20 protein-coding genes are annotated in these 21244 nt (G+C 47.0%); 8 read left to right on the plus strand and 12 right to left on the minus strand.

What is annotated here, in order from left to right; genetic code table 11:
• Positions 1-55 precede the first annotated feature (55 nt).
• The 4 genes from ADIS_RS22445 to ADIS_RS16840 all read left to right on the plus strand — a co-directional run bounded on the left by ADIS_RS22445 (position 56) and on the right by ADIS_RS16840 (position 3752).
• A complete protein-coding gene (locus tag ADIS_RS22445; RefSeq protein WP_010855854.1) occupies positions 56-1429 on the plus strand; it encodes a sensor histidine kinase in 1374 nt (457 codons plus the stop codon).
• Between the two features lie 221 nt (positions 1430-1650).
• Positions 1651-2088 carry a response regulator gene (locus ADIS_RS16830; RefSeq protein WP_035806600.1) on the plus strand — a complete coding sequence of 146 codons (438 nt, stop codon included), beginning with the start codon at positions 1651-1653 and terminating at the stop codon, positions 2086-2088.
• Complete coding sequence (locus ADIS_RS16835) at positions 2085-3110, plus strand: response regulator (protein WP_010855856.1); 1026 nt, start codon at positions 2085-2087, stop codon at positions 3108-3110. Before ADIS_RS16830 ends, ADIS_RS16835 begins: the two co-directional genes overlap by 4 nt.
• A 63-nt stretch (positions 3111-3173) precedes the next feature.
• A complete protein-coding gene (locus ADIS_RS16840; RefSeq protein ID WP_010855857.1) occupies positions 3174-3752 on the plus strand; it encodes a DUF4202 domain-containing protein in 579 nt (192 codons plus the stop codon).
• A gap of 14 nt (positions 3753-3766) precedes the next feature.
• Here the strand turns inward: ADIS_RS16840 and ADIS_RS16845 are convergent, their stop codons facing one another.
• Together ADIS_RS16845 and ADIS_RS16850 are read right to left on the minus strand one after the other, a co-directional pair.
• On the minus strand, positions 3767-4723 hold the full coding sequence (locus ADIS_RS16845) for a S41 family peptidase (protein WP_162141581.1): 957 nt from the start codon (positions 4721-4723) through the stop codon (positions 3767-3769).
• 68 nt (positions 4724-4791) lie between these two features.
• Positions 4792-5559 (minus strand): hypothetical protein, encoded by a 768-nt coding sequence (locus tag ADIS_RS16850; RefSeq protein WP_035806601.1) that lies wholly within the window; start codon positions 5557-5559, stop codon positions 4792-4794.
• 328 nt (positions 5560-5887) lie between these two features.
• On the opposite strand from ADIS_RS16850, the gene ADIS_RS16855 reads away from it, so the two are divergent.
• Positions 5888-7228, plus strand: coding sequence for a hypothetical protein (locus ADIS_RS16855; RefSeq protein WP_010855861.1), 1341 nt, complete (start codon positions 5888-5890; stop codon positions 7226-7228).
• 269 nt (positions 7229-7497) lie between these two features.
• Positions 7498-8595, plus strand: coding sequence for a glycoside hydrolase family 43 protein (locus tag ADIS_RS16860; protein ID WP_010855862.1), 1098 nt, complete (start codon positions 7498-7500; stop codon positions 8593-8595).
• A gap of 72 nt (positions 8596-8667) precedes the next feature.
• Here ADIS_RS16860 and ADIS_RS16865 read toward each other — a convergent pair whose 3' ends face one another.
• The 8 genes from ADIS_RS16865 to rpsT form a co-directional block, all read right to left on the minus strand.
• Positions 8668-9006: a hypothetical protein gene (locus tag ADIS_RS16865; protein WP_010855863.1), complete on the minus strand. Its 339-nt coding sequence runs from the start codon at positions 9004-9006 to the stop codon at positions 8668-8670.
• Positions 9007-9117: 111 nt separating this feature from the next.
• Positions 9118-10683, minus strand: a complete 1566-nt coding sequence (gene rny / locus ADIS_RS16870) for a ribonuclease Y (RefSeq protein ID WP_010855864.1) — start codon at positions 10681-10683, stop codon at positions 9118-9120.
• A 65-nt stretch (positions 10684-10748) separates the two neighbouring features.
• On the minus strand, positions 10749-11033 hold the full coding sequence (locus ADIS_RS16875) for a cell division protein ZapA (RefSeq protein ID WP_035806604.1): 285 nt from the start codon (positions 11031-11033) through the stop codon (positions 10749-10751).
• A complete protein-coding gene (locus ADIS_RS16880) occupies positions 11034-11318 on the minus strand; it encodes a hypothetical protein (RefSeq protein WP_010855866.1) in 285 nt (94 codons plus the stop codon).
• A 4-nt stretch (positions 11319-11322) separates the two neighbouring features.
• Positions 11323-13734 (minus strand): phenylalanine--tRNA ligase subunit beta, encoded by a 2412-nt coding sequence (gene pheT, locus ADIS_RS16885; protein ID WP_010855867.1) that lies wholly within the window; start codon positions 13732-13734, stop codon positions 11323-11325.
• Positions 13735-13904: 170 nt separating this feature from the next.
• Complete coding sequence (locus ADIS_RS16890) at positions 13905-14525, minus strand: DUF1684 domain-containing protein (RefSeq protein WP_010855868.1); 621 nt, start codon at positions 14523-14525, stop codon at positions 13905-13907.
• Between the two features lie 7 nt (positions 14526-14532).
• Positions 14533-15228: a RadC family protein gene (radC, locus tag ADIS_RS16895; protein WP_010855869.1), complete on the minus strand. Its 696-nt coding sequence runs from the start codon at positions 15226-15228 to the stop codon at positions 14533-14535.
• A 157-nt stretch (positions 15229-15385) separates the two neighbouring features.
• Complete coding sequence (gene rpsT, locus ADIS_RS16900) at positions 15386-15640, minus strand: 30S ribosomal protein S20 (RefSeq protein ID WP_010855870.1); 255 nt, start codon at positions 15638-15640, stop codon at positions 15386-15388.
• Positions 15641-15852: 212 nt separating this feature from the next.
• Between rpsT and ADIS_RS16905 the strand changes: the two genes are divergently transcribed.
• A complete protein-coding gene (locus ADIS_RS16905; RefSeq protein ID WP_010855871.1) occupies positions 15853-16779 on the plus strand; it encodes a zinc dependent phospholipase C family protein in 927 nt (308 codons plus the stop codon).
• Positions 16780-16791: 12 nt separating this feature from the next.
• Here the strand turns inward: ADIS_RS16905 and ADIS_RS16910 are convergent, their stop codons facing one another.
• Both ADIS_RS16910 and ettA read right to left on the minus strand, forming a co-directional pair.
• Positions 16792-18120: a pyridoxal phosphate-dependent aminotransferase gene (locus ADIS_RS16910; protein WP_010855872.1), complete on the minus strand. Its 1329-nt coding sequence runs from the start codon at positions 18118-18120 to the stop codon at positions 16792-16794.
• Between the two features lie 47 nt (positions 18121-18167).
• Complete coding sequence (ettA, locus tag ADIS_RS16915; protein WP_010855873.1) at positions 18168-19847, minus strand: energy-dependent translational throttle protein EttA; 1680 nt, start codon at positions 19845-19847, stop codon at positions 18168-18170.
• A gap of 140 nt (positions 19848-19987) precedes the next feature.
• On the opposite strand from ettA, the gene ADIS_RS16920 reads away from it, so the two are divergent.
• Positions 19988-21235: a DUF349 domain-containing protein gene (locus ADIS_RS16920; protein WP_010855874.1), complete on the plus strand. Its 1248-nt coding sequence runs from the start codon at positions 19988-19990 to the stop codon at positions 21233-21235.
• Positions 21236-21244: the final 9 nt, after the last annotated feature.

Below are 21244 nucleotides of genomic sequence, written 5' to 3' on the forward strand. Positions count from 1 at the left end.
ACAGCAACACGCTATAAAACGCATTTTGACGCATTCTCGCAATTAAGAACCAATTTTGAAAGGCTGGAAAAAATATTACCAAATCGTTCATGCCAATTTTCCGGAACTGGCAGTGCCTTCACTGTCCATTGGTTATTGGAGAGACTACCTTTTTTTTACCACCATAGTCTATGTGGTGCCATTTAGCCTTATGGCGATCATTCCCGGTGTGGTTGTCTCTGCCATCGCGGGCTATTATGAAATCATCTTTTATGATGTATTCTTGGTAGCAATCCTGTATTTAATCGCGTTTAATCACCATTTCTCTATTCAAACCAAGAAAACTTTTTTTGTTCTCATTGTATACGTTTTTGCACTCATATTATTCAAAAACTTGGGAAGCTATGGGCCGGGGTTGGTCTATCTTTTGGCAGTCTCCATATTTGCCATCATCATTTTTCCTGACAAGTTCTCATTCTACACATTGGGATATAATGCGTTATTCTGTTTGATTTATGGATTGATTATCCACTTAGATATAAAAGGGCTGCATGCCTCCGACCAAGCTCAGGCTCTTTCCTGGTTTGCAGTATCATCCAATCTATTGTTTATCAATTTGTTGTTTTCAATATTGATTCCGCGGATGTTTATCGGAATGGAAAAAACCCTTGCCGCGCAAGTCCAGCTTCGGGAGGAGCTAGACCTGGAGCAACAGAAACTTCAGCAATCTCTTAAGGATTTGGAGCGGAAAAATGACGAATTGGAACAGTTTGCCTACGTCGCATCCCATGATCTTCAGGAGCCCCTGCGGATGATCTCCGGATTTTTATCCCGGATTGATGCAAAGTACGGATCCTTATTGGACGATAAGGGAAAAACCTACATAGCCATGGCTGTAGATGGCGCGAATCGGATGAAACAGATCATCCTAGATCTGCTGGACTACGCAAGAGCCGATGCTAGAGAAACAACGGAGCAACCCATTGATCTCAACACCGTTTTGGAAACCATACTGCAAAATCTACAACGACCCATCGAGGAAAAAAAGGTGAGTATAGAAATAGATCAATTGCCCATTGTGTACGGTTCTGTATCTCAACTTGGACAGGTATTCCAAAACCTGATCGAAAATGCCATCAAATACTGCCCCCCGGACCGTCAACCACAGATTCGAATCACCTTTGAGGACTTCACCGATCATTATCAATTTTCGGTTGTTGATAACGGAATTGGAATAGAAGAGGCACATTTTCAAAGAATTTTCGCGATCTTCCAACGCCTGCACAGTCGGGATCGTTTCGAAGGTACGGGGATCGGATTGGCGATTGTAAAAAAAATCATTGATTCATTAAATGGGAATATATGGGTAGAATCAGAGATTGGTAAGGGAAGCACATTTTCCTTTACCTTGAAAAAAGCAAAAGCCGATTTGCATCAAGTCCCTATTTGATCGAAGCAAAAGGTTTTGTAGCAAAGTATTTGTGATACTGGTAAAAAAGGCCGTATTTTGAAAGGTGGGTTGTACCTAGATCAATCTTTGCTTTTTGCGGATATGTGACTAAATATAAAATCTATCCATAATCACCCAAATAGGTTGGTTTGGATACCTCTCATTGAGAAATTAGTTGGTTAAATTATTTAGAAAGAAACGAGGCATCTACCTTGTGTCGTATGAAAAGAGTGCACATCCTTCTAGTGGAGGATAATGAAGGAGATATCTTATTAACCAGGGAGGCGTTGGAAGAATGCCAATTTGATCATGACCTGAGTGTAGTGAGAGATGGCAAAGAGGCGATTCAATTTTTGCTTCGTGAAGAACCTTATACTTCTGTTAGAACCCCAAATTTGGTTCTATTGGATATCAATCTTCCAAAAAAAAGTGGGCATGAAGTGCTGAAAACACTCAAAACTACGGATGAAATTAAGCATATTCCGGTAATCATGCTTACCACTTCGTCCTCTGAATCAGACGTGATGAACTCTTACAAAAACCACGCTAACTGTTTTATTACCAAACCAGTTGATATCGATGAGTTTATCAGGGCTTTTTCGATGATCAATAAATTTTGGTTACATACGGCAGTTCTGCCCACCAATGTTCCGGTATGAGAAAAGACAAAGAACCATACAAGATCTTGGTGATCGAGGATAACCTAGGAGATTTCATATTAGTTAGCGATTTTTTAGAAGAAACCATTCTGGCTCCGGAAGTAGTACATGCGCCGGATTTTAAGCAGGCCGTCGAAAAACTAACCACCACCAAGGAACAGGAAAACTACAGTGCTGTATTCCTTGACCTATCCCTACCGGACAAGAGTGGTGAAGGTCTGATCATCGATATACTGCAACTGGCAAAAAAAACACCTGTAATCGTGCTGACAGGGTATACCGATGCCTCTTTTGCTACGAAATCGCTAAGTTTGGGTGCATCAGACTACCTACTTAAAGACGAACTAACCGCAACTACCCTGTATAAGAGCCTTATATACAACATAGAGCGGTTTAAGACGCTAACCCGACTGAAAGAGTCTGAACTTCGATACAGTGACTTGTTTCACCTAAGCCCTCAACCGATGTGGGTGTTGGCCATGGAGGACTATCGGTTTTTGGATGTCAATGAGGCAGCCATCAATCACTTCGGCTATAGCAAGGAGGAGTTTATGTCCATGACGTTATATGACATTACTCAGGAAAAATACTTTGGTATTTTCGAGTGCCGTATGGCAGATCAGGAATCAATGGATTCTGATTTCAGCAGCCTGGTCCAATTACAGGTGAAGTCAGGCAAGTGGATTGATGCGGAAATTAACTGCAACCTTTTACTTTTTAATGGTATTAAAGCGGAGGTAGTCTTGGCAAATGATGTAACCGAACGCCTGACCCACCTCAACATAATCCAGGAACAAAACCGCCGGCTCAAGGATATTGCCTTCGAACAATCTCACGTAGTGCGTGCGCCCCTGTCCCGCATGATGGGATTGATCAATCTCATTAAAACGACCCAGATATCCCCGAAAGAGGAACTCATCCAACTATTGGATTATATAGAACGATCTGCCTACGAAATCGATGACATCATTCGGGAAATCGTTCGAAAAACCGAGAACCTCAAACAGGAGGGTGATTTGTAACTGAACCGAAATGTACAACTGGTTCGGTGAAAAAACGGCATATATGTCAATTATAAAACAGGTATGCAAAGGCTAACTCAGGTACTTCAGCGAATAGACCAGGTAAACAGTGAGGACCCTAATCTGAATGCCAATGGTACTCCAAAGGAATTAACCTATAGCCTACAAATGACCGAAATGCAGGAATCATTTGCCCCCGACGCCTCAGAACTGCTTCGTATTGCCACCCGTGCACAGCATATCAAACGCTGGAGCATCCCAAGAGAGTCCTTTTCAATGGATCGCATTGGTTACCTCAGCTGGAGAACCAAATTGAAAAAATTCCATGGTACTCTTACCGGAGAACTTATGAAGGAATGTGGGTATTCTCAAGAAGAAATTCAGCGTGTAGATGACCTAATCAACAAGCGGGCGCTCAAAACCGACCCGGAGGCGCAGTGTTTGGAGGATATTACATGCCTGGTTTTTTTGTCTCACTATTTCGATGATTTCATCGCCAAACATGCATCGGAAACAGATAAGCTCATGGAGATCATCCAAAAAACCTGGAAAAAAATGTCATCCAAAGGACATGCAGCGGCGTTGAACCTCTCCCTTTCGCCTAGAGCAAGCGAACTGATCGCAAAAGCGCTAAGTAAATAGTCAATAAAAAAGGTTTATTGCGTCGTTTCGCGCAGGATCCTTAGTGCCTCTTCGATTATCGTATCCTTTCCCATATTCTCATCTGTTCTCCGCAGCCTGACCTCCCTATCCACCGAAACACCATCCTCTAGCTGCTTCCCTTCCAGATCGATTGTCTGCGTAGCTGAAAAACGATATATCCAGCCATTGGGCAGCTCTCCAAAAGCAGGCGTACCTCCACCTCCTCCTGTTTGATCCCCGATCAGGTGCACATTCGGAAGACTTCGCATCATCTGTGCAAAAAAAGTACTTGCGCTGTATGACCTCCGATTGGTCAGAACAAGCACATTCCCCGAATACTTAGGTCCCTTCCTCGGAGTAACCTCCATGGGAGACCAAGGGGTGAAATCCTGTGCCCCCGGACCGTTTTTCCATCGCTGCTCGGCAAATTTTATGCGGCTATCGGTAAAACAGGCCGCGAGTCTATAAGCATTGCCCAAATTACCTCCCCCATTACTTCGGATATCCAAGATTATGCCCCTCGCATTGGCGGCGCGCACCATCACACCATCTAGGTCCGCCTCAGTTATGTCCTGCGCGAAAGAACGGTAAGTGATAAACAATACGTCACCAAGGAACTGCTGGTATAGTGGGCCGTTTCTATGGTGGTCCTTTCCCAAATAGGACAAAACGACTACGTTCTCATTGTAATTGGACGGGAACTGCTGATACCAATCCCAATTTCTGCTCCGATTGAAACCACTGGTAAGATTTACATGCCCATCCCGAAGTTCGTAAAGCATCTCACCTAGTACATCAAAGAGATCCTCCCCACCCATCTCCGGACTAATCTTGGGGCGAAACGTACCGTAAAGTTCCTCCCAATCAATTCCTTTATGGTCAAAAAACGCATACCTATCGCGCAAGTCAGTCCATAGATGGTCGAAAACGACCTCGGGCGATGTATCTGGATCCTCTTGCAACCATGCCATTTCGCAGGAAATCAACAATGGAAACAATCCCCCCAACCAAAAAACACACCTCTTAACCAAACTCCTCTTCATAACTGCACCCTAAACACCAATGAATAATCGCCCCTTGCACGCTGTAGGTCATGGGAAACCGAAAGCTGCTGCCAATCAGCTACATATCTTACTCCAAGTGAACTTCCCACAGAAACCGGGAAAAAAACTCCGGATTCCCATCCGATTCTAAAATCATTGCCCAAATAAAAAGGATCTATTGCCCCCAACACATCCCGTACAGATGCTCTATCATTACTTTTCAGTCGTCTGGGTTCCGAGGCAATGTAATCAGAGCCGACCTTTGCCCCTACTACCATGAATTGAACCCTACTGTCCCATTCAAACCTACGATTTACGATACGAAACGGCAGAAGGTACCGGACAGAAGGGCCAAGGGTAATGGAAAAATCAGTACGCTCGCCAAAATTCACAAATTCCCCATGTTGCCGCTTGTTGAATTCGGCATGAACTGCCCAGCCAAACTGCCAAAACCGAACCCTTCGATCGCGATAGTAAACCTGGCACTGAGCCCCTCCCGTCCAAAGCTCCAATGAATTCCCCCCTCTGCTTACAGCCGATCCGTGCCCATATCCAAGAGCAGTAAACAGCATCATAGTCTCAGTTTCGGCTGTGTAATCCACCACAAAAAAAGACCTTTGACCCTGGTAAATCAATGGAGAGAACGCACGATCCCGCTCCCCAAATACCTGAACGGCACTCCCTACACCGACCTGATGCACTGTCTGCGCAGAAACATCGCCCAGGAATTGAAATAAAACAAAACATCCGAATAAAAAACGCATGCGAGGTCTGGGTTTCATCAGTTGTGAACTATGCATTAATATAGGCTTAATTCCCCATTCATTGGACGTAGATCCCAATTTTCTAAGCACATAGAAAATGAACAGGCAAAAAACCATAGGTGTGTGCTGCATTTTACCGATTTTACTACTATTTTTGTTTATATACACGTTTTTATTACTGAAATCAAGCGCTTTCAAAGGCGAAAACCCTAACGAAGTTATCCCACGGTTGGGTCACTTTACCATACCGGCAGGCAATCCGGTTTGCGAATCTCCCGATAGTCCTAAGGGAGCACGGCATGAAAAATAAAAAAACAACCATACACAAATGAAGAGATTTTTACACTTCGTAGCGTTAAGCTTCCTATCTTTTACCGCTACCTTCGCACAATCCCATTTTATAGGCATACAAAATGGGCCCCGAAAAGGGATGCAGACCGCTTTGATGAACCCCGCAGAAATCAGTTCGTTATCCAAAAAGGTAGAGGTAAGCTTATTCTCGGTCCATGCGGGAATCAGCAACAACATACTTACTTTTCAGGATATTTTGGACGGAGATGATTTATTGGATCTTGCTTTCGAAAAGGCAGATGACCCTATAAACCTACGAACCGACATCGCAGTAATGGGACCGGCGGTGGGATTCTCCGTAGGTAAATGGTCTTTTGGTATTGCCACCCAGGGATTTGTGAGGGCCGATATCATAGACTTGGATCCTGCATTGGGAGATGGCTTGCTGGGTGACTCCGGATACTCGTGGGAAACTCCCTCTCAGACATTCACTGCCATAGCAAGTGAATACAATCAGCGGATCGTAGCCTCGGGATGGTCCGAACTGGACTTTCTTGTTGGCCGGGAGGTATTTAAAATGGGGAACCACCATTTCTCGGCCGGTGCCAATTTACGCTTGATTTTCCCCAGTGCCTATGCAAATATCGGTATGGGAGAACTGCGGGCTACCATTATCGAAGATGAAGATGGTATATACCTTACCGATACCCGAGGAAGCTTGAACATCTCCTATTCTGACGCCACCCTTACAGAGGATTTTAACGTCGGCCTGGCTTCATTAAGGGGATTCGCACTAGATCTGGGTGGTAACTACCAATGGAAAAAATCCGACGGGAAATCATTCATTCACGGCGGATTAGCCATTAAGAACCTGGGAGGCATGTCCTTCCGGGAAAATTCAACAGACCGGGCCTATGCCATCAATATCCCCGCAAATCAGCGCTTCCAGATCGATAATTTAGAAGGAAGCTTGGATGAAATAGAAGCGCAACTGGAAAACAGTGGGTATTTTACAGTAAACCGGGGTACGGATCAACTTTCTGTTAATTTGCCCACGCTGCTCAACCTCTATGGTGAAATTCAGCCTGCAAAAGTTTTCCAAGCCTCCTTGTTTATCCAACGGCGCCTATCAAACGAATCAAATAACAACCTGATTACTGCTCAAAATATGATCGTTCTTACCCCTCGGCTTGTGTTGGGGGCCTTTCAGCTCTATTCCCCTTGGGCACACAATCAGGTTTCCGGACTTACTGGCGGATTGGGATTACAGATCGGAGGCTTTTTCTTGGGCAGTAACGCGTTGCTGACCGGTACCATGGCCAACTCCATGCAGGCTGATGTGCATATAGGTTTCAGTTTTGGAATCGGGAACAACTAGTAGACACCATGCCTATACCGGATGTAAACCCTATTTTCGTTTTCTCCTGGAAATAGAATCGGTACCGACTTTCGTGAAAATTCATCGGGCCACAGCGGAATAAGCTATGGCCCAATTTTTTTTGATATTTCCTTACTAGCTGCCACGAGTCAGTATTACTTTCTCCCTTCCAAACCAGGTGCTTGCACCGCCTTAAATATGTCAAGCCAACACTTCAAAAAAAGCGTTATTCTGTTTAACTTTGTATTCAAACCTATTAAACAACAACAATGTTAAAAACAGCCATTAAAAAGACGAGCCGTCCTTTCTTTGGACTCGGAATACTTCTTGCAATTGGGTGTGGAGGCCGCTCCCAGCAGGAACATCATCGCACAGAAGTTTCCAAACCGGCGGAATATTCCCATAGGCCCTTGGTGACGGATCACTTTACCGCCGACCCATCAGCCCACGTATTTGAGGGCAGAATTTACATCTACCCGTCGCATGACATCGATGCCGGCATCCCCTCCGACGACCTTGGGTCTCACTTTGGTATGCGTGACTACAGGGTATATTCCATGAATACGCCCGGTGGTGAAATCACCGATCACGGCACAGTGCTCCAGGTAGAGGACATTCCCTGGGCTTCCCGACAGCTATGGGCACCCGACGCTGCCGAGAAAGACGGTTCCTATTACCTGTATTTCCCTGCCAAAGACGAAAATGGCATCTTTAAAATTGGTGTTGCGGTGGCAGATAATCCTGCTGGACCTTTCATAGCAGAACCCTACCCCATTTCCGGTAGTTACTCCATAGACCCTGCGGTGTACCGCGCCAATGACGGAAATTACTACCTTTACTGGGGCGGAATCTGGGGCGGACAGCTCCAAAAATACCGCAATAATCAATTCTTGGATAAAGGGGATGGCCCTACGGATGGCCTACCTGCCGACGATGAACCTGCCCTATCTCCCATCGTAGCACGCCTCAGCAAGGACATGAAAACCTTGGCAGAGGAACCCAGGGAAGTACAAATCCTTGATGAGTCTGGCAACCCCATTCTGGCAGGAGACCATGCACGCCGTTTTTTTGAAGCAGCCTGGATCCATTTACACGATGGACGTTACTATTTGACCTATTCTACAGGGGACACCCATTTTATAGCCTATGCAACCGGGGACAATCCCTACGGACCCTTTACCTACCAAGGAAATGTACTGGCACCCGTGCAGGGATGGACTACCCATCATTCGATTGTGCAGTTTGAGGGAACATGGTATCTGTTTTACCACGATACGGAGCTTTCCGGTGAAACTCACCTGAGAAATATGAAAATGGCTCCTCTTCGGCACCTTCCGGACGGCAGCATCGAGCTGATCGAACCATAAAACCGAGCGTTAATAAATAGAAAGAGAAAAGGCTTCTTCGAAAAAGGGCAACCTAACGGTGTGGCTGGATGGTCATATTTCCTCCAAGATGGATTCCCCTTTGGATTTGTCCCCGGTAAACCACTGCCAGGTCTCAAAGAGGCGGATCTTACCGTTTTCCATAAGCTCCGGGCGAGAGCGGCATAGCCCACTGTTCAGTTCTCCACGCCGGTTGATTTGATGGTAGCACATCTCTATGTTACCCTCGGCATCTACTTGCCCCATGAGGTGGCCCTGTAGGATTTCTCCCCCCGAGTAGGAAGAGGTTAGTACATCACCAATTTGCTTATACAAAAACACCGTATCGGCGGAAGTTTCGCCATTTTCGGAATTACTGACTGGTCGGAATTTGCGGTTGTTGTAGTTTATCATAAAGGGTGGTACCGATATAAATCCAGCCTATTGACTGGCTTGAAGTAAATATACTAAAAAAGGGAGTAGCCAAAGCCACTCCCTTACCTTAAACAATATCACCTTGGCTCACTATTTGGCGTAGTTCACGGCTCGCATTTCTCTTATTACCGTAATTTTGATCTGACCGGGATACTGCATTTCTTTCTCTATTCGCTGGGAAATTTCATAGGAGAGCTTGCCCGCCGTGGTATCGTCCACGTTGTCTGCATCTACCAAAACCCTAAGCTCTCGGCCTGCCTGCATTGCAAAGCACTTATTTACCCCATCAAAACTCAAGGCTAGGTTTTCCAGGTCCTTTAGACGTTTGATGTAGCTATCCATGATCTCACGGCGTGCCCCTGGTCTGGATCCCGAAATGGCGTCGCAAGCCTGCACAATGGGAGACAGCATGGAAGTCATTTCTATCTCGTCATGGTGGGCACCTATGGCATTGATCACCTCTGGATGTTCCTTGTATTTCTTGGCCAACTCCATGCCCAAGATAGCATGGGGAAGCTCCGCCTCCTCTGGGTACACCTTGCCTATATCGTGGAGCAATCCTGCCCGCTTGGCCAGCTTGGCGTTGAATCCCATTTCTGCGGCCATGGTGGCACTTAGCTTGGCCACCTCTCGGGAGTGCTGAAGGAGGTTTTGCCCGTAAGAGGATCTAAATCGAAGCCTACCCACCATTTTGATCAATTCGGGATGGAGGCCATGTATGCCCAATTCGATACAGGTTCTCTCGCCAATTTCGATGATTTCCTCGTCGATATTCTTTTCTGTCTTGGCCACCACCTCCTCGATGCGGGCAGGATGAATCCTTCCGTCCTGAACCAGTCGGTGGAGGGACAAACGGGCCACCTCTCTACGAACCGGATCAAATCCGGAGATAATGATGGCTTCTGGGGTATCATCTACCACTATCTCGACGCCAGTGGCGGCCTCTAGGGCACGGATATTTCTACCCTCTCTACCGATGATCTTACCTTTTACATCGTCACTCTCGATGTTGAACACCGAAACACAATTCTCGATTGCGTGCTCTGTGGCTGTACGCTGTATGGTGTCGAGGACGATCTTCTTTGCTTGCTTGGTAGCGGTGAGTTTTGCTTGATCCAAAATATCCTTGATATGGGAGGATGCCTTGGTCGTTGCCTCGTCTTTCAGCATTTCGATCAGTTGTTCCCTAGCCTCCTCTTTGGTGAGCAGGGCAACCTTTTCCAAGTCGGTAATCCGCTGATTGGTCACCCGATCCAGTTCTTCTTTCTTTATCTGTACTGAATGAAGCTGTGCGCTGAGGTTTTCCTTCTTGCTGTCCAGCTCCGCTTCTTTGCGTTTGATCTGCTCCATCTCCTTGGAGAGCTGCTGTTCCCGCTGCTTGAGTTTGTTTTCGTTGGTCGAAATCAACTGCTTCTTTTTGTTGACTTCCTCCTCAAATTCCGATTTCAGGCGCAGGTATTTTTCCTTTGCCTCTAGAATTCGGTCTTTTTTGATCCCTTCGGCGGTGATCTCCGCCTCTCGGATAAGGCTTTTGGCCTTGTCCTGGGCTTCCGCCTCCATCTTCTTACTGTTGTTTTTGGCAAAAACACTTGCTATAAGTGCGCCAAGCAGGATGCCAACGACTCCCGCAATAATAATGTATAATGAAATTCCCATAGGTATGTTTAAGTTATCCTACCGGGAAAACCAAGCACTAGCTTAAAAAGAGAGATTCAAGGTAATTATAAAATGGCAGATATTTCGGCATTGATATGGGTAAGGGCGGCTCTGACTTCCTCGCTGCCCTGGGCGTTTGATTCGTGTAGATCCAATGCTTCTACCATACTGTCAAAAGCAACCATGGCCAGCAAATCTTGCCTGTCATCCAAGCCAAATTCCTCCCTGTATCGTTTTAGCTTCTCATTGATCAACTTTCCCGCACGTCTGATCTTCCCCTCGTCCTGGGCTTTCACTTTCATAGGATATTCCCTATCTCCTATTTTGATTCGTATTGAAAGTGTCTCCATCTATTCAGACAAATAGGTAATGATTTTATCAATTTCCTTTATGTAATTATCAATCTTTCCTCTCAGTTCAGCAGACTCTATAGTTTCTACCGGCAGTTTATTTACAATTTTACTAATTTTTATTTGATTTTTAAAATCCTCTAGGACTTCCTCTTTATCTTTCAATGCAGCATGCACCTCCGTCAGCTCCTTTCGGAGACCCTCGTTTTCTTTTTCGAGCATCTTTACCTTGCGGACCACATGCCCCACCAATTTTTCCAGCCGCTGAAGTTCCTCGAAAACCATACTGCTATTTACGGATATAGGCGTCTGCCTCCTTCTCAAAGACTTGCATGAGGCGTGTCATCGTTTTGTCTATCACTTTATCGGTGAGTGTCTTTTCGAAATCCTGCAGAAAGAAACTCAGGGCATAGGCCTTTTTGGATGCATCGATTTTATCCCCGGTATATACGTCAAACACACCTACCCGACGGAGCAGGGGACCACCTGCTTTCTCTGCCAGCTCCTTAAGCGTCGCGAAAGAAACGGATTTATCTATGACAAGCGACAAATCCCTGCGCACTTCGGGAAACTTCGAAATCTCTGCAAACTTGCGCACACCCTCCGTAGCTTCCAACAAAGCGGTCCAATCGAGCTCTGCATAGAACACGTCCTGCTTAATTTCGGCCATACGCGTCACCGTATCTGACAAAAGACCAATCCTTGCTACCGGAGCCTTGCCCAAAAGCAGCTTCAGCCCATATTCGAAATCCCCTTCTTCGGCCATCTCCACCGTCGGCGTACCCACGTGCAGTTTGAGAAGCAATGCCTCCACAACAGCGTAAAGCTGGGAAAACTGTACCGGAGAAACGGGCGCGAGCCAACTTTCGGAGGTGGCGTTTCCTGTCAGAAACAGCGACAGGTGTTTACGTTCAGCATATCCCTTCACGGAGTTTCGGTAAACGGTTCCGAATTCGAAACAAGCTAAGTCCTTTTGCCTACGGTTGATATTGTATGCCAAAACTTCTAGCCCGGTATGCACCAAGCTTTGCCGAAGCACACCCAAATCCTCGCTTAGCTTATTGAGTACGATCACGCTATCCTTTCCATCCAGATGGGGGGACTGCTCCGCATAGGAAGGCTTGGTAAGGGAATTGGTGATAATCTCATAAAAACCCCGAGCCGACAATATCTCCGAAATCCGATACTGTATTCGATTGCCGTCTTTCTCAGGATGATTGGCAAGAAAATCCGCCTGATAGGTATCCGAAAGCGGAATCGCATCAAACCCGTAGATACGCAATACTTCCTCTATGATATCCGCCTCCCTGGTCACATCCACCCGATAGGGTTTTACAATGGCAAAGAATCCTTCTCCGGTTTCTCCTTCTATACCTATCTCCAACGATCGCAGGATATCATGTATCTCATCCTTTGAAATCTCCTTGCCGATTAGCCTAGTCACATTCCGGTACTTAACCCAAATCCGTACATCCTGGATGGGATTGGGGTAAACATCTACTATCGACGAGGATATATTGCCTCCGGCCAACTCTTTGATGAGCATAGCCGCCCGTTTAAGCGCGTACACCGGCATGTTCGGATCGGTTCCCCGTTCAAAACGAAACGAAGCGTCTGTTTTCAGGCCATGGTACTGACTCCCTTTTCGGATGATATCAGGCGAAAAACAGGCACTTTCCAAAAACACCTCAGTAGTCTGCTCGCTTATGCCAGAACCCAGACCACCAAAGATCCCTGCGATACACAAACCTTGCCCTTCATCGCAAATCATCAATTCAGCACCGGATAACTTACGCTCCTTTTCGTCCAAAGTCGTGAAGGATGTTCCTTTCGGCAGTCTTTTGACGATGATTTTCCCTCCTTTGATCTTGGACGCATCAAACGCATGTAGCGGCTGTCCCAGATCGTGTAGGATGAAATTGGTCACATCTACCACGTTATTGATGGGTTCCAAATCTATGGCTTTTAGGTAGTTTTGGAGCCATTCCGGAGAAGGTCCCACCTTAAGGCCGGTTAGGGTTAGCCCGGCATACCGGGGGCAATCATTGGCATCCTCCACCTCAACCTCTATAGGCAAGGCCTCGTTGTCCACGGCAAAATGCTCCACGGAGGGCAATCGGAGGGGCTTTCTCAACAGGGCACTGAGATCACGTGCCACTCCCATATGGGAGGCCGCATCGGCCCGGTTTGGCGTAAGCCCTATCTCCAACACGTCGGTACGGAAAATGCCAAAGTATTCACTGGCCGGCGTACCATTTGCCAGGTCGGTTTCAAGGACCAAAATGCCATCGTGGTTATCGCCGAGTCCCAGCTCATCCTCGGCACAGATCATGCCCTCGGATACCTCCCCGCGGATTTTTGCCTTTTTGATCTGAAACGACTCCCCCGAGGAAGTGTACAAAGTAGCGCCAACGGTTGCGACGGCAACTTTTTGCCCGGCGGCGACATTGGGAGCACCACAAACAATCGGAACTACCTCCTCACCAATGGATACGGTGGTAACCCGAAGCTTATCTGCATTGGGATGGGGCGCACAGGTAAGCACCTCACCAATAACCACTCCCTCCAGACTTCCAGGGATGGATTCAAACGTAGAGATTCCCTCTACCTCCAATCCGGAGGCCGTCAGAAGGGCAGCTATTTCCTCCGGGCTTTGATCAAACGACAGGTATTCTTTGAGTCTATGTAAGGAAATGTTCATGGTAAAATAATTTGACTGTCGAAGGTGTCGGAGAGCTCTGAATGACTAACCCGTCATAAAGCTTGGGCATGGCCCGTCTTCCCATACTATGGCAAAGGGATCGCTCCCGAATGCATCCAGTATCACCCTAGATAATCTACAAATTTAAGAGAAACTTAGGTTAGCCTGGGTTATTTGGTGTAATTTTTCTCCCCCGCCCGAATGGGGACTTCGAGGATGTTTTCTCGTGGAGGGATGGGGCAGGCATAGTCCGGATTGTAGGCGCAATAGGGATTGTAGGCCAAATTAAAATCAATCGTAATCGACCGCTGACCGTCTTGCCTGAGATTGAGGAACCTACCTCCCCCGTAGGTTTCTTCGCCACTGGTAGCATCGGCAAACGCCAGAAAAAAATTCCGCTTATCTGCTTCCTTGGCTGCCTGCAAAAGCAATAGCCGCAGCTCCCGACCATCCAGCTCAAACACTGCAAAGGAGTGTCGCAGGTACTTCTCTACCGAACCATCGGTTAGGGGCACCTCAATCATTTTTTTGATTTCGATGGGTTCGATCCGCGCTTTTACCAGAAATCCGGGATCCACCGGGTAAAAGTCCAGCTGGTCCAGCTCCCGCTTCTGGGCTTCCGTGAGTGGGGACTCTTGGTTATATTTTAGGTATTTGAACTGTCTTTCACGCTCTTTTTCGATTCGCTCAATATATTGCTCCGTCTGTTCTCCACCCCCCACAAACGTGTACAAAATGGAACCAAAGACGACGACAGCGATAAACAGCAATACAATTTTTTGTTGGCTCATAGGTTCGCTAGATCAATCCCTCATCCGAAAAGCTAAAATAGCCAACATCGGTGAAAATAACATGATCTATTACGGGAAGCTCCAAACTTTTGCCCGCCTCTACCAACCGGCGGGTAAGACGCAGATCCTGCTCGGAAGGTTTGAGCTGACCGGAAGGATGGTTATGGACCAAAATAACCGCGCTGGCAAAATGGTCCATCGCCTGCTTGAAAACCACTTTGGGGTCTACCACGGTAGCGGAAGAACCTCCCTGACTGATCAATTGCTTTCGGATGACTTGGTTCTGGCGGTTCAGCAAAACCGCGTAAAAGTACTCCACCGTTTCGTCCATCAGTTCGGCTTTCATCAGGTGGTACACATCACCCGACGACTGGATTTTGTTCTTCTTCTGGGGATCGTGCTCCTTTCGCCTCCGCCCCAACTCCAGGGCACTGACGATGGCAATCGCCTTGGCCTCTCCGATACCTTTAAATTTCTGTAGGTCTTTCACGGTAAGTCTGGCCAGCACACTCAAGTCATTGTTCACGCTACGGAGTATGTGTTTGGACAGATCTACCGCACTCATTGACCTAGTGCCAGAGCCAATTAGAATGGCAATAAGCTCGGCGTCGGTAAGCGAGGATTTTCCCTTCAATAGAAGCTTTTCCCTCGGTCGGTCTTCCTCTGCGAGGTGGGAAATCGGGATGGAAGAAAAATGATCCATAGGCAAAAAACAAGGGTAAACACTAAGAAAATATCAGCTTCAAATCAGACACATCCATAGGGATACAACCAAATCTGATGCACACAAGCGAAAATAGGAAAAAATCGGTCAAAAAAAAACCCCGATAACGGGGCTTTAAAGGTATTTTTTGCAAAGATTAACCCAATGCATTCACCATTTTTGTCAACTTGGACTTTTTGTTTGCCGCGTTGTTTTTATGGATGATGTTTTTCTTGGCCAGTTTGTCCAGCATTGACGTCACCTCTTTCAAAAGCTCTTGCGCAGCTGCTTTGTCTTCTGTATTTCTTAATCTTTTGATAAAAGTCCTAGTAGTCTTGGCCTGATACCTGTTTCTAAGTCTCTTTGCTTCGTTGGATCGAATTCTCTTAAGAGCCGATTTGTGATTTGCCATATATTTCTTTAATTACTTGATTGCGTTCAAAACAACCCGCTATGGGAAACGGAATGCAAATTTAATACATTTTACATTACCTCCAAAAATTAAAGAAGAATATCGGAACTAATTATTGCCCTTTGGCATCCCCGTATTCTTTTTTTATCTTTCGTATACTGTTCGACTTTTTATATCATATGCCGGGATTGTTGTTAAATTGTACAATATGGATGGTGACCATACTCTCCCCTCCTACTGCTCCTTGGGGATTTTATGCCCATCGTCTGATCAACCGACATGCTGTGTTCAGCCTGCCTCCCGAAATGATTCGCTTCTACAAAGCCCACTTGGAGTATATCAGCGAAAACGCCGTCAACCCGGATAGGCGAAGATACGCTGTCAAGGGCGAGGCGGAAAAGCACTACCTAGATGCCGATGCCTACGGGGACAGTGCCGTCTATTATTTGCCCCGGTATTGGCAAGAAGCCGTGGAAAAGTTCGGTGAAGACACGCTAAGGGCACATGGCATTGCTCCTTGGAGCACCTATCAGACGTTTCTACAGCTTATCCGCGCCTTTGAATCCAAAAACACGCCTTCCATCCTACGTATTTCCGCAGACTTGGGACATTACATCGGCGATATCCATGTGCCCCTGCACACCACCAAAAACTACAATGGACAGTTGACCGGACAGTACGGCATCCATGGATTTTGGGAAACCCGCATTCCAGAGCTGTTCGCCGATGGCTACTCCTTCTTCGTCGGCAAGGCTGAATTCATCCCCCAGCCCCAACTGGCTATCTGGGACGCCCTCGTACAAACCCACGAGGCCGTGGACAGCGTACTCCGAATGGAAAAGTCCTTGAATGCTCAATTTCCCGAAAACAGGAAATACAGCTTTGAAGAAAGGGGCGGAATCAATACCCGAGTCTATTCAAAGGCCTACACCCAAGCCTACCATCACCTGTTGGACGGACAGGTGGAACGCCAAATGGTAGCTGCCATAAAGATGATCGCCGATATGTGGTTCACTGCCTGGATTCTGGCAGGTCAGCCGAACCTTGATGCGCTCGCCGGTCACCAGTCTGACATCCCTTCAGAACAGGAATGGAAACCTATCGATGAGCTGAAAGGCATACGGGAACACGACAACTAACTTGACTCCGGCTTAAACGCCCACTGCCACTTCGCGGCTTGATTTCAGGTAAGCCGTAATACTCTTTGCCATACGCTCGAAGGTATCGACAAATACCTCTTCATTTTCCTCCAGGAGCGTAACACGAAAACCGCGCAAATCTGAACAGAAGGAGGAAACCGGCACCACACAGATCCGCTCTGCCGCCAATAGATTATACACGAAGCGCTTGTCGTGGGGCATTTCTTTTTCCTGCAGCCAAGTGTCCAACAGACTCCTAAGCCGAGGGTCCTCCAAACGCAGGTGTTGGTCTGGCCGAAGTAGCTTTTCGTCAAAGATAATGGTATTGTAGAACGCTCCCTTCGTACGGTTAAACTTGATGCCTTTTACAGGTGATAGAATATCTTCCATCAATTGGCTCCTTCTTCCGATTTTGGCGTTCGCCTCCTTGCGGTATTCCGCATAGAGTGGGTGCTTCATGATACGGGGTATGGCCAACTGGGGTAGAATGGTCGAGCAGACCTCGATCATCTTCGCGTTTTCAAGGGTAGCACACAGTTTGGCAAATTCAACGGAAGCGGTTTTATTGTAAAACTCCATCCAACCGCACCTGGATCCGGGCCATGGAAACTCCTTGGAAATCCCTTTCATGGAGATCCCCGGCAAGTCGCCAATGACCTCAGCCAAGCTGATCGCTTCGTACCCGTTGTAGGTGATGTTTTGATAGATCTCATCCGCCACCAACAACAGTTTAAACTCCCTGGCTATTTCAACAAAACGCTGCAATACCTCTCTGGGATAGACCATGCCGGTGGGATTGTCGGGATTGATGATCAAAATTCCGACTATTCCAGGATTGTACTTTACTTTGTTGTACAAATCCTCCATGTCAGGATACCAGTTGTTATCCGGATCCAAACGGTAGGTGATGGGACTTGTATTGGCGTGGGCTGCTTCCGCAGAACTATGGGTAGAGTAAGCAGGAGAGGGACCAATGATTCGGGCAGTAGGAATCAAAAACTGGTAGAGTTTGGCAATGGCATCTCCCAGTCCATTAAAAAACAGAATGTCCTCTGCACTGATCTGGGCACCCTTTTTCTCGTTGTTCAGCTCCGCCAAAAACCGACGTGTCTCCGGCATACCTTTGGAATCGGCATAGCCATAGCTGGAGTCCTTGCTGACCAAATCGGCCACAATCTCCTTCATCCACGCTGGTATTTTGTTGCTTTTCTGAATGGGATCACCAATGTTTTCCCAAGTCATTTCATAACCAAGCGCTTCAATCTGCCTCGCCTTCTTGACGATGCCCCTGATTTCATAGTTCAACTCCTCCGCTCCGGGTCGTAGCAATAACTGTCTCATAGTGTGCAATGGGTGCGATCCAACGTGGCTGAGGCCACTGTCTCATATTATTTCAAATTTCGGTATTTGATCCGCTTAGGGGTTACATCTCCCATGCGTTTCTTTTTATTCTCTTCGTAATCCGAATAGTTGCCCTCAAACCAATATACTTGGGAGTCTCCCTCAAAGGCCAGGATATGGGTACAAATCCTATCCAGGAACCAACGGTCGTGGGATATGATGACCGCACAGCCGCCGAAATTTTCCAATGCTTCCTCGAGAGCTCTCAGGGTATTCACATCCAGGTCATTGGTGGGCTCATCCAAGAGCAGCAGGTTCCCGCCTTTCTTGAGCGTAATGGCAAGGTGCACCCGGTTGCGTTCTCCACCGGATAGTACGCCCACTTTTTTCTCCTGATCTGCCCCCGCAAAATTGAACTTGCCCACATAGGCCCGGGCGTTCATTTCCTTGTTGCCCAGCTTGATAAATTCGTTGCCCTCCGATATGATTTGGTAGACGGTCTTAGACGGATCCAAATCATCGTGTTCCTGGTCCACATAGGCCAGGCTTACCGTTTCCCCTACTTCGAAATTACCCGCATCCGGTTTTTCCTGACCTGTGATAAGTTTGAAAAGGGTGGACTTACCTGCTCCGTTGGGGCCAATGATCCCAACAATACCTCCTTGGGGAAGGGAGAAGGACAGGTTTTCAAACAGCAGCTTGTCTCCAAAGGCTTTTGATACCCCATTTACCTCGATCACCTTTGAGCCCAATCTCGGTCCCGGTGGGATATAAAGCTCCAGCTTGGCTTCTCGCTCCCTTGCTTCTTCTCCTACCAACTTTTCATAGGCATTTAACCTAGCCTTTCCCTTGGATTGCTTCGCTTTGGGCGACATGCGTATCCACTCCAACTCCCGCTCAAGTGTCTTCTGCCGCTTCGACTCAGTTTTTTCTTCCTGCTTCAGTCGCTGCTGCTTTTGCTCCAGCCAGCTCGAATAGTTCCCCTTCCAGGGTATACCCTCGCCCCGATCCAATTCCAATATCCAACCGGCGACGTTGTCCAAAAAGTACCTGTCGTGCGTGACCGCAATGACGGTTCCCTTGTAGTTTTTCAGATGCTGCTCCAGCCAGTGTACCGATTCGGCATCCAAGTGGTTGGTCGGTTCATCCAGTAAGAGTACGTCAGGCTCCTGTAGCAAAAGGCGGCATAGCGCCACCCGACGCTTCTCTCCACCGGAGAGATGTTTTACGACTGCATCACCGGGCGGCAGGCGCAGGGCATCCATGGCCTTGTCAAGCATCACGTCCAGTTCCCACGCGTTGCAGGCATCCAGTTTTTCCTGAACCTCCCCCTGTTTCTCTATCAGTTTATCCATGGCGTCCGGGTCTTCCATCAACGCAGGATCCATGAATTTTTCGTTGATTGCCTCAAACTCTTTCAGCAAGTTGACGGTGTCTGCCACTGCCTCCTCCACAACTTCCTTAACTGTCTTATCCGGATCGAGTTTTGGCTCCTGCTCCAGCATGCCAACCGAATACCCAGGCGACCAGACTACCTCACCGAGAAACTCCTTATCCATCCCTGCTATGATTCGGAGCAGGGAACTCTTTCCCGACCCGTTCAATCCTAAAACACCGATCTTGGCTCCATAAAAAAATGACAGGTAAATATCTTTCAATACCTTCTTTTGGGGTGGATAGACCTTCGATACCCCCGCCATAGAAAATATAATTTTCTCGCTGCTCATAGTGTTTTGTGTTTGTTTTTACCGTAGAAACAAGCCACAAAGATGGTAAAAAATCGCCTTTCTTAGGATAAATGAGGCATATTTAATTACTTTGCAGCTTATAAAAAACCACCAGTAAAAAACCAACCCCGCATACCACCATGGAACATCCCTATGGATACATAAAGGACGAAAAAGTTTACCTCAAAGGATTCTTGGGACAGGAGGATAGGGTGATTGGAGAAGTCAAGGAAAGCGAGACTTCCACCATTCAATATTTCGAAAACAGGTTCGAAACATTGCGTGAAAAAGTGGAAAAACTGAAACTGGACATCCAACAAAACCAAAACAAGGGGTCCTTCCTGATGAAGTTGATTCACCTGAAGCAGTCCCTCTATTCATACGACGCACTGGGTGATTTCCCCAGCTTGATCGCCGATCTGGAACAGGAAGAGAAATTCCTCGAAGAAATCATTCAGGGCAACCGGGAACGAAACCTGGAAATCAAGCAGGCTCTTATAGAAGAGGCAGAGGCGTTGATGCATAGCACCGACTGGAAGCCTGCATCGGAAACCTTCAAAGACATAAAGCTCCGCTGGCTCAAAACAGGACCTGTTGACAAGGCCGTAGAGGAAGCCATGGAAACCCGCTTTCAGCAGGCGCTGGACGTGTTTTTTGGCAACCGGAAAAACTACTTTGATGGTCTAGCGCTTCAGGCGGAACAAAACCTAAAGGTATACGAAGACCTGCTGGTACAGGCAAGGCAAGCGCATGATTTGGCAGATGTAAAGCTGGCCTTCGAAATCAGCAAGAAAATACAAAAGCAATGGAAGGAATCCGGTAGGGTTCCCGCCGATAAGCGGCAGCCGATCTGGGATGAATTTTCCAAACTCAACAACCGGATTTTCTCAAAATACAAGCGGGTAATGCAAAGTGGGCCTACCCTCAGTCCAGGTCTATTGCTAAGAAAAATGGAAAAAATGGCCCAGGAGATGCGCATTCTTTCCAAGGGATCTGCTTCTCCCTCTACGCTGGCAGAAGCAAAACGCCTTCAGGCAGAATGGAAAAAGCTCCCTCCGAAGAAGCCGCGAAATGCCCAGCAAAGCATCAAAACATTTATCTTCTCCACCGATTTGGTGTACGAAAAATCTTTTCTGCAAAAGCTTTGTCACTCCAAGTATGAAGACTTCGAAAAGAAGACAATAGAAGAGCAAAACATCATCAAAGCGGGTATCCTGAAAGACCTAATAGCGCGGGATCAAAAGGAACTTGACACCGTTAAGGGTAACGCGGAAAACTTTCGAAGCAACGAAAAGGATTTCGATATCGTCATGCAGCGCAAGATAAATAGCTACCTACGAAAAATGGATGTAAAAAATCACCTTTTGAGGGAACTAACCATTCGCTAATCCGTTTAG

The sequence above is a fragment of the Lunatimonas lonarensis genome (genome assembly GCF_000390185.1).
Taxonomy (GTDB): domain Bacteria; phylum Bacteroidota; class Bacteroidia; order Cytophagales; family Cyclobacteriaceae; genus Lunatimonas; species Lunatimonas lonarensis.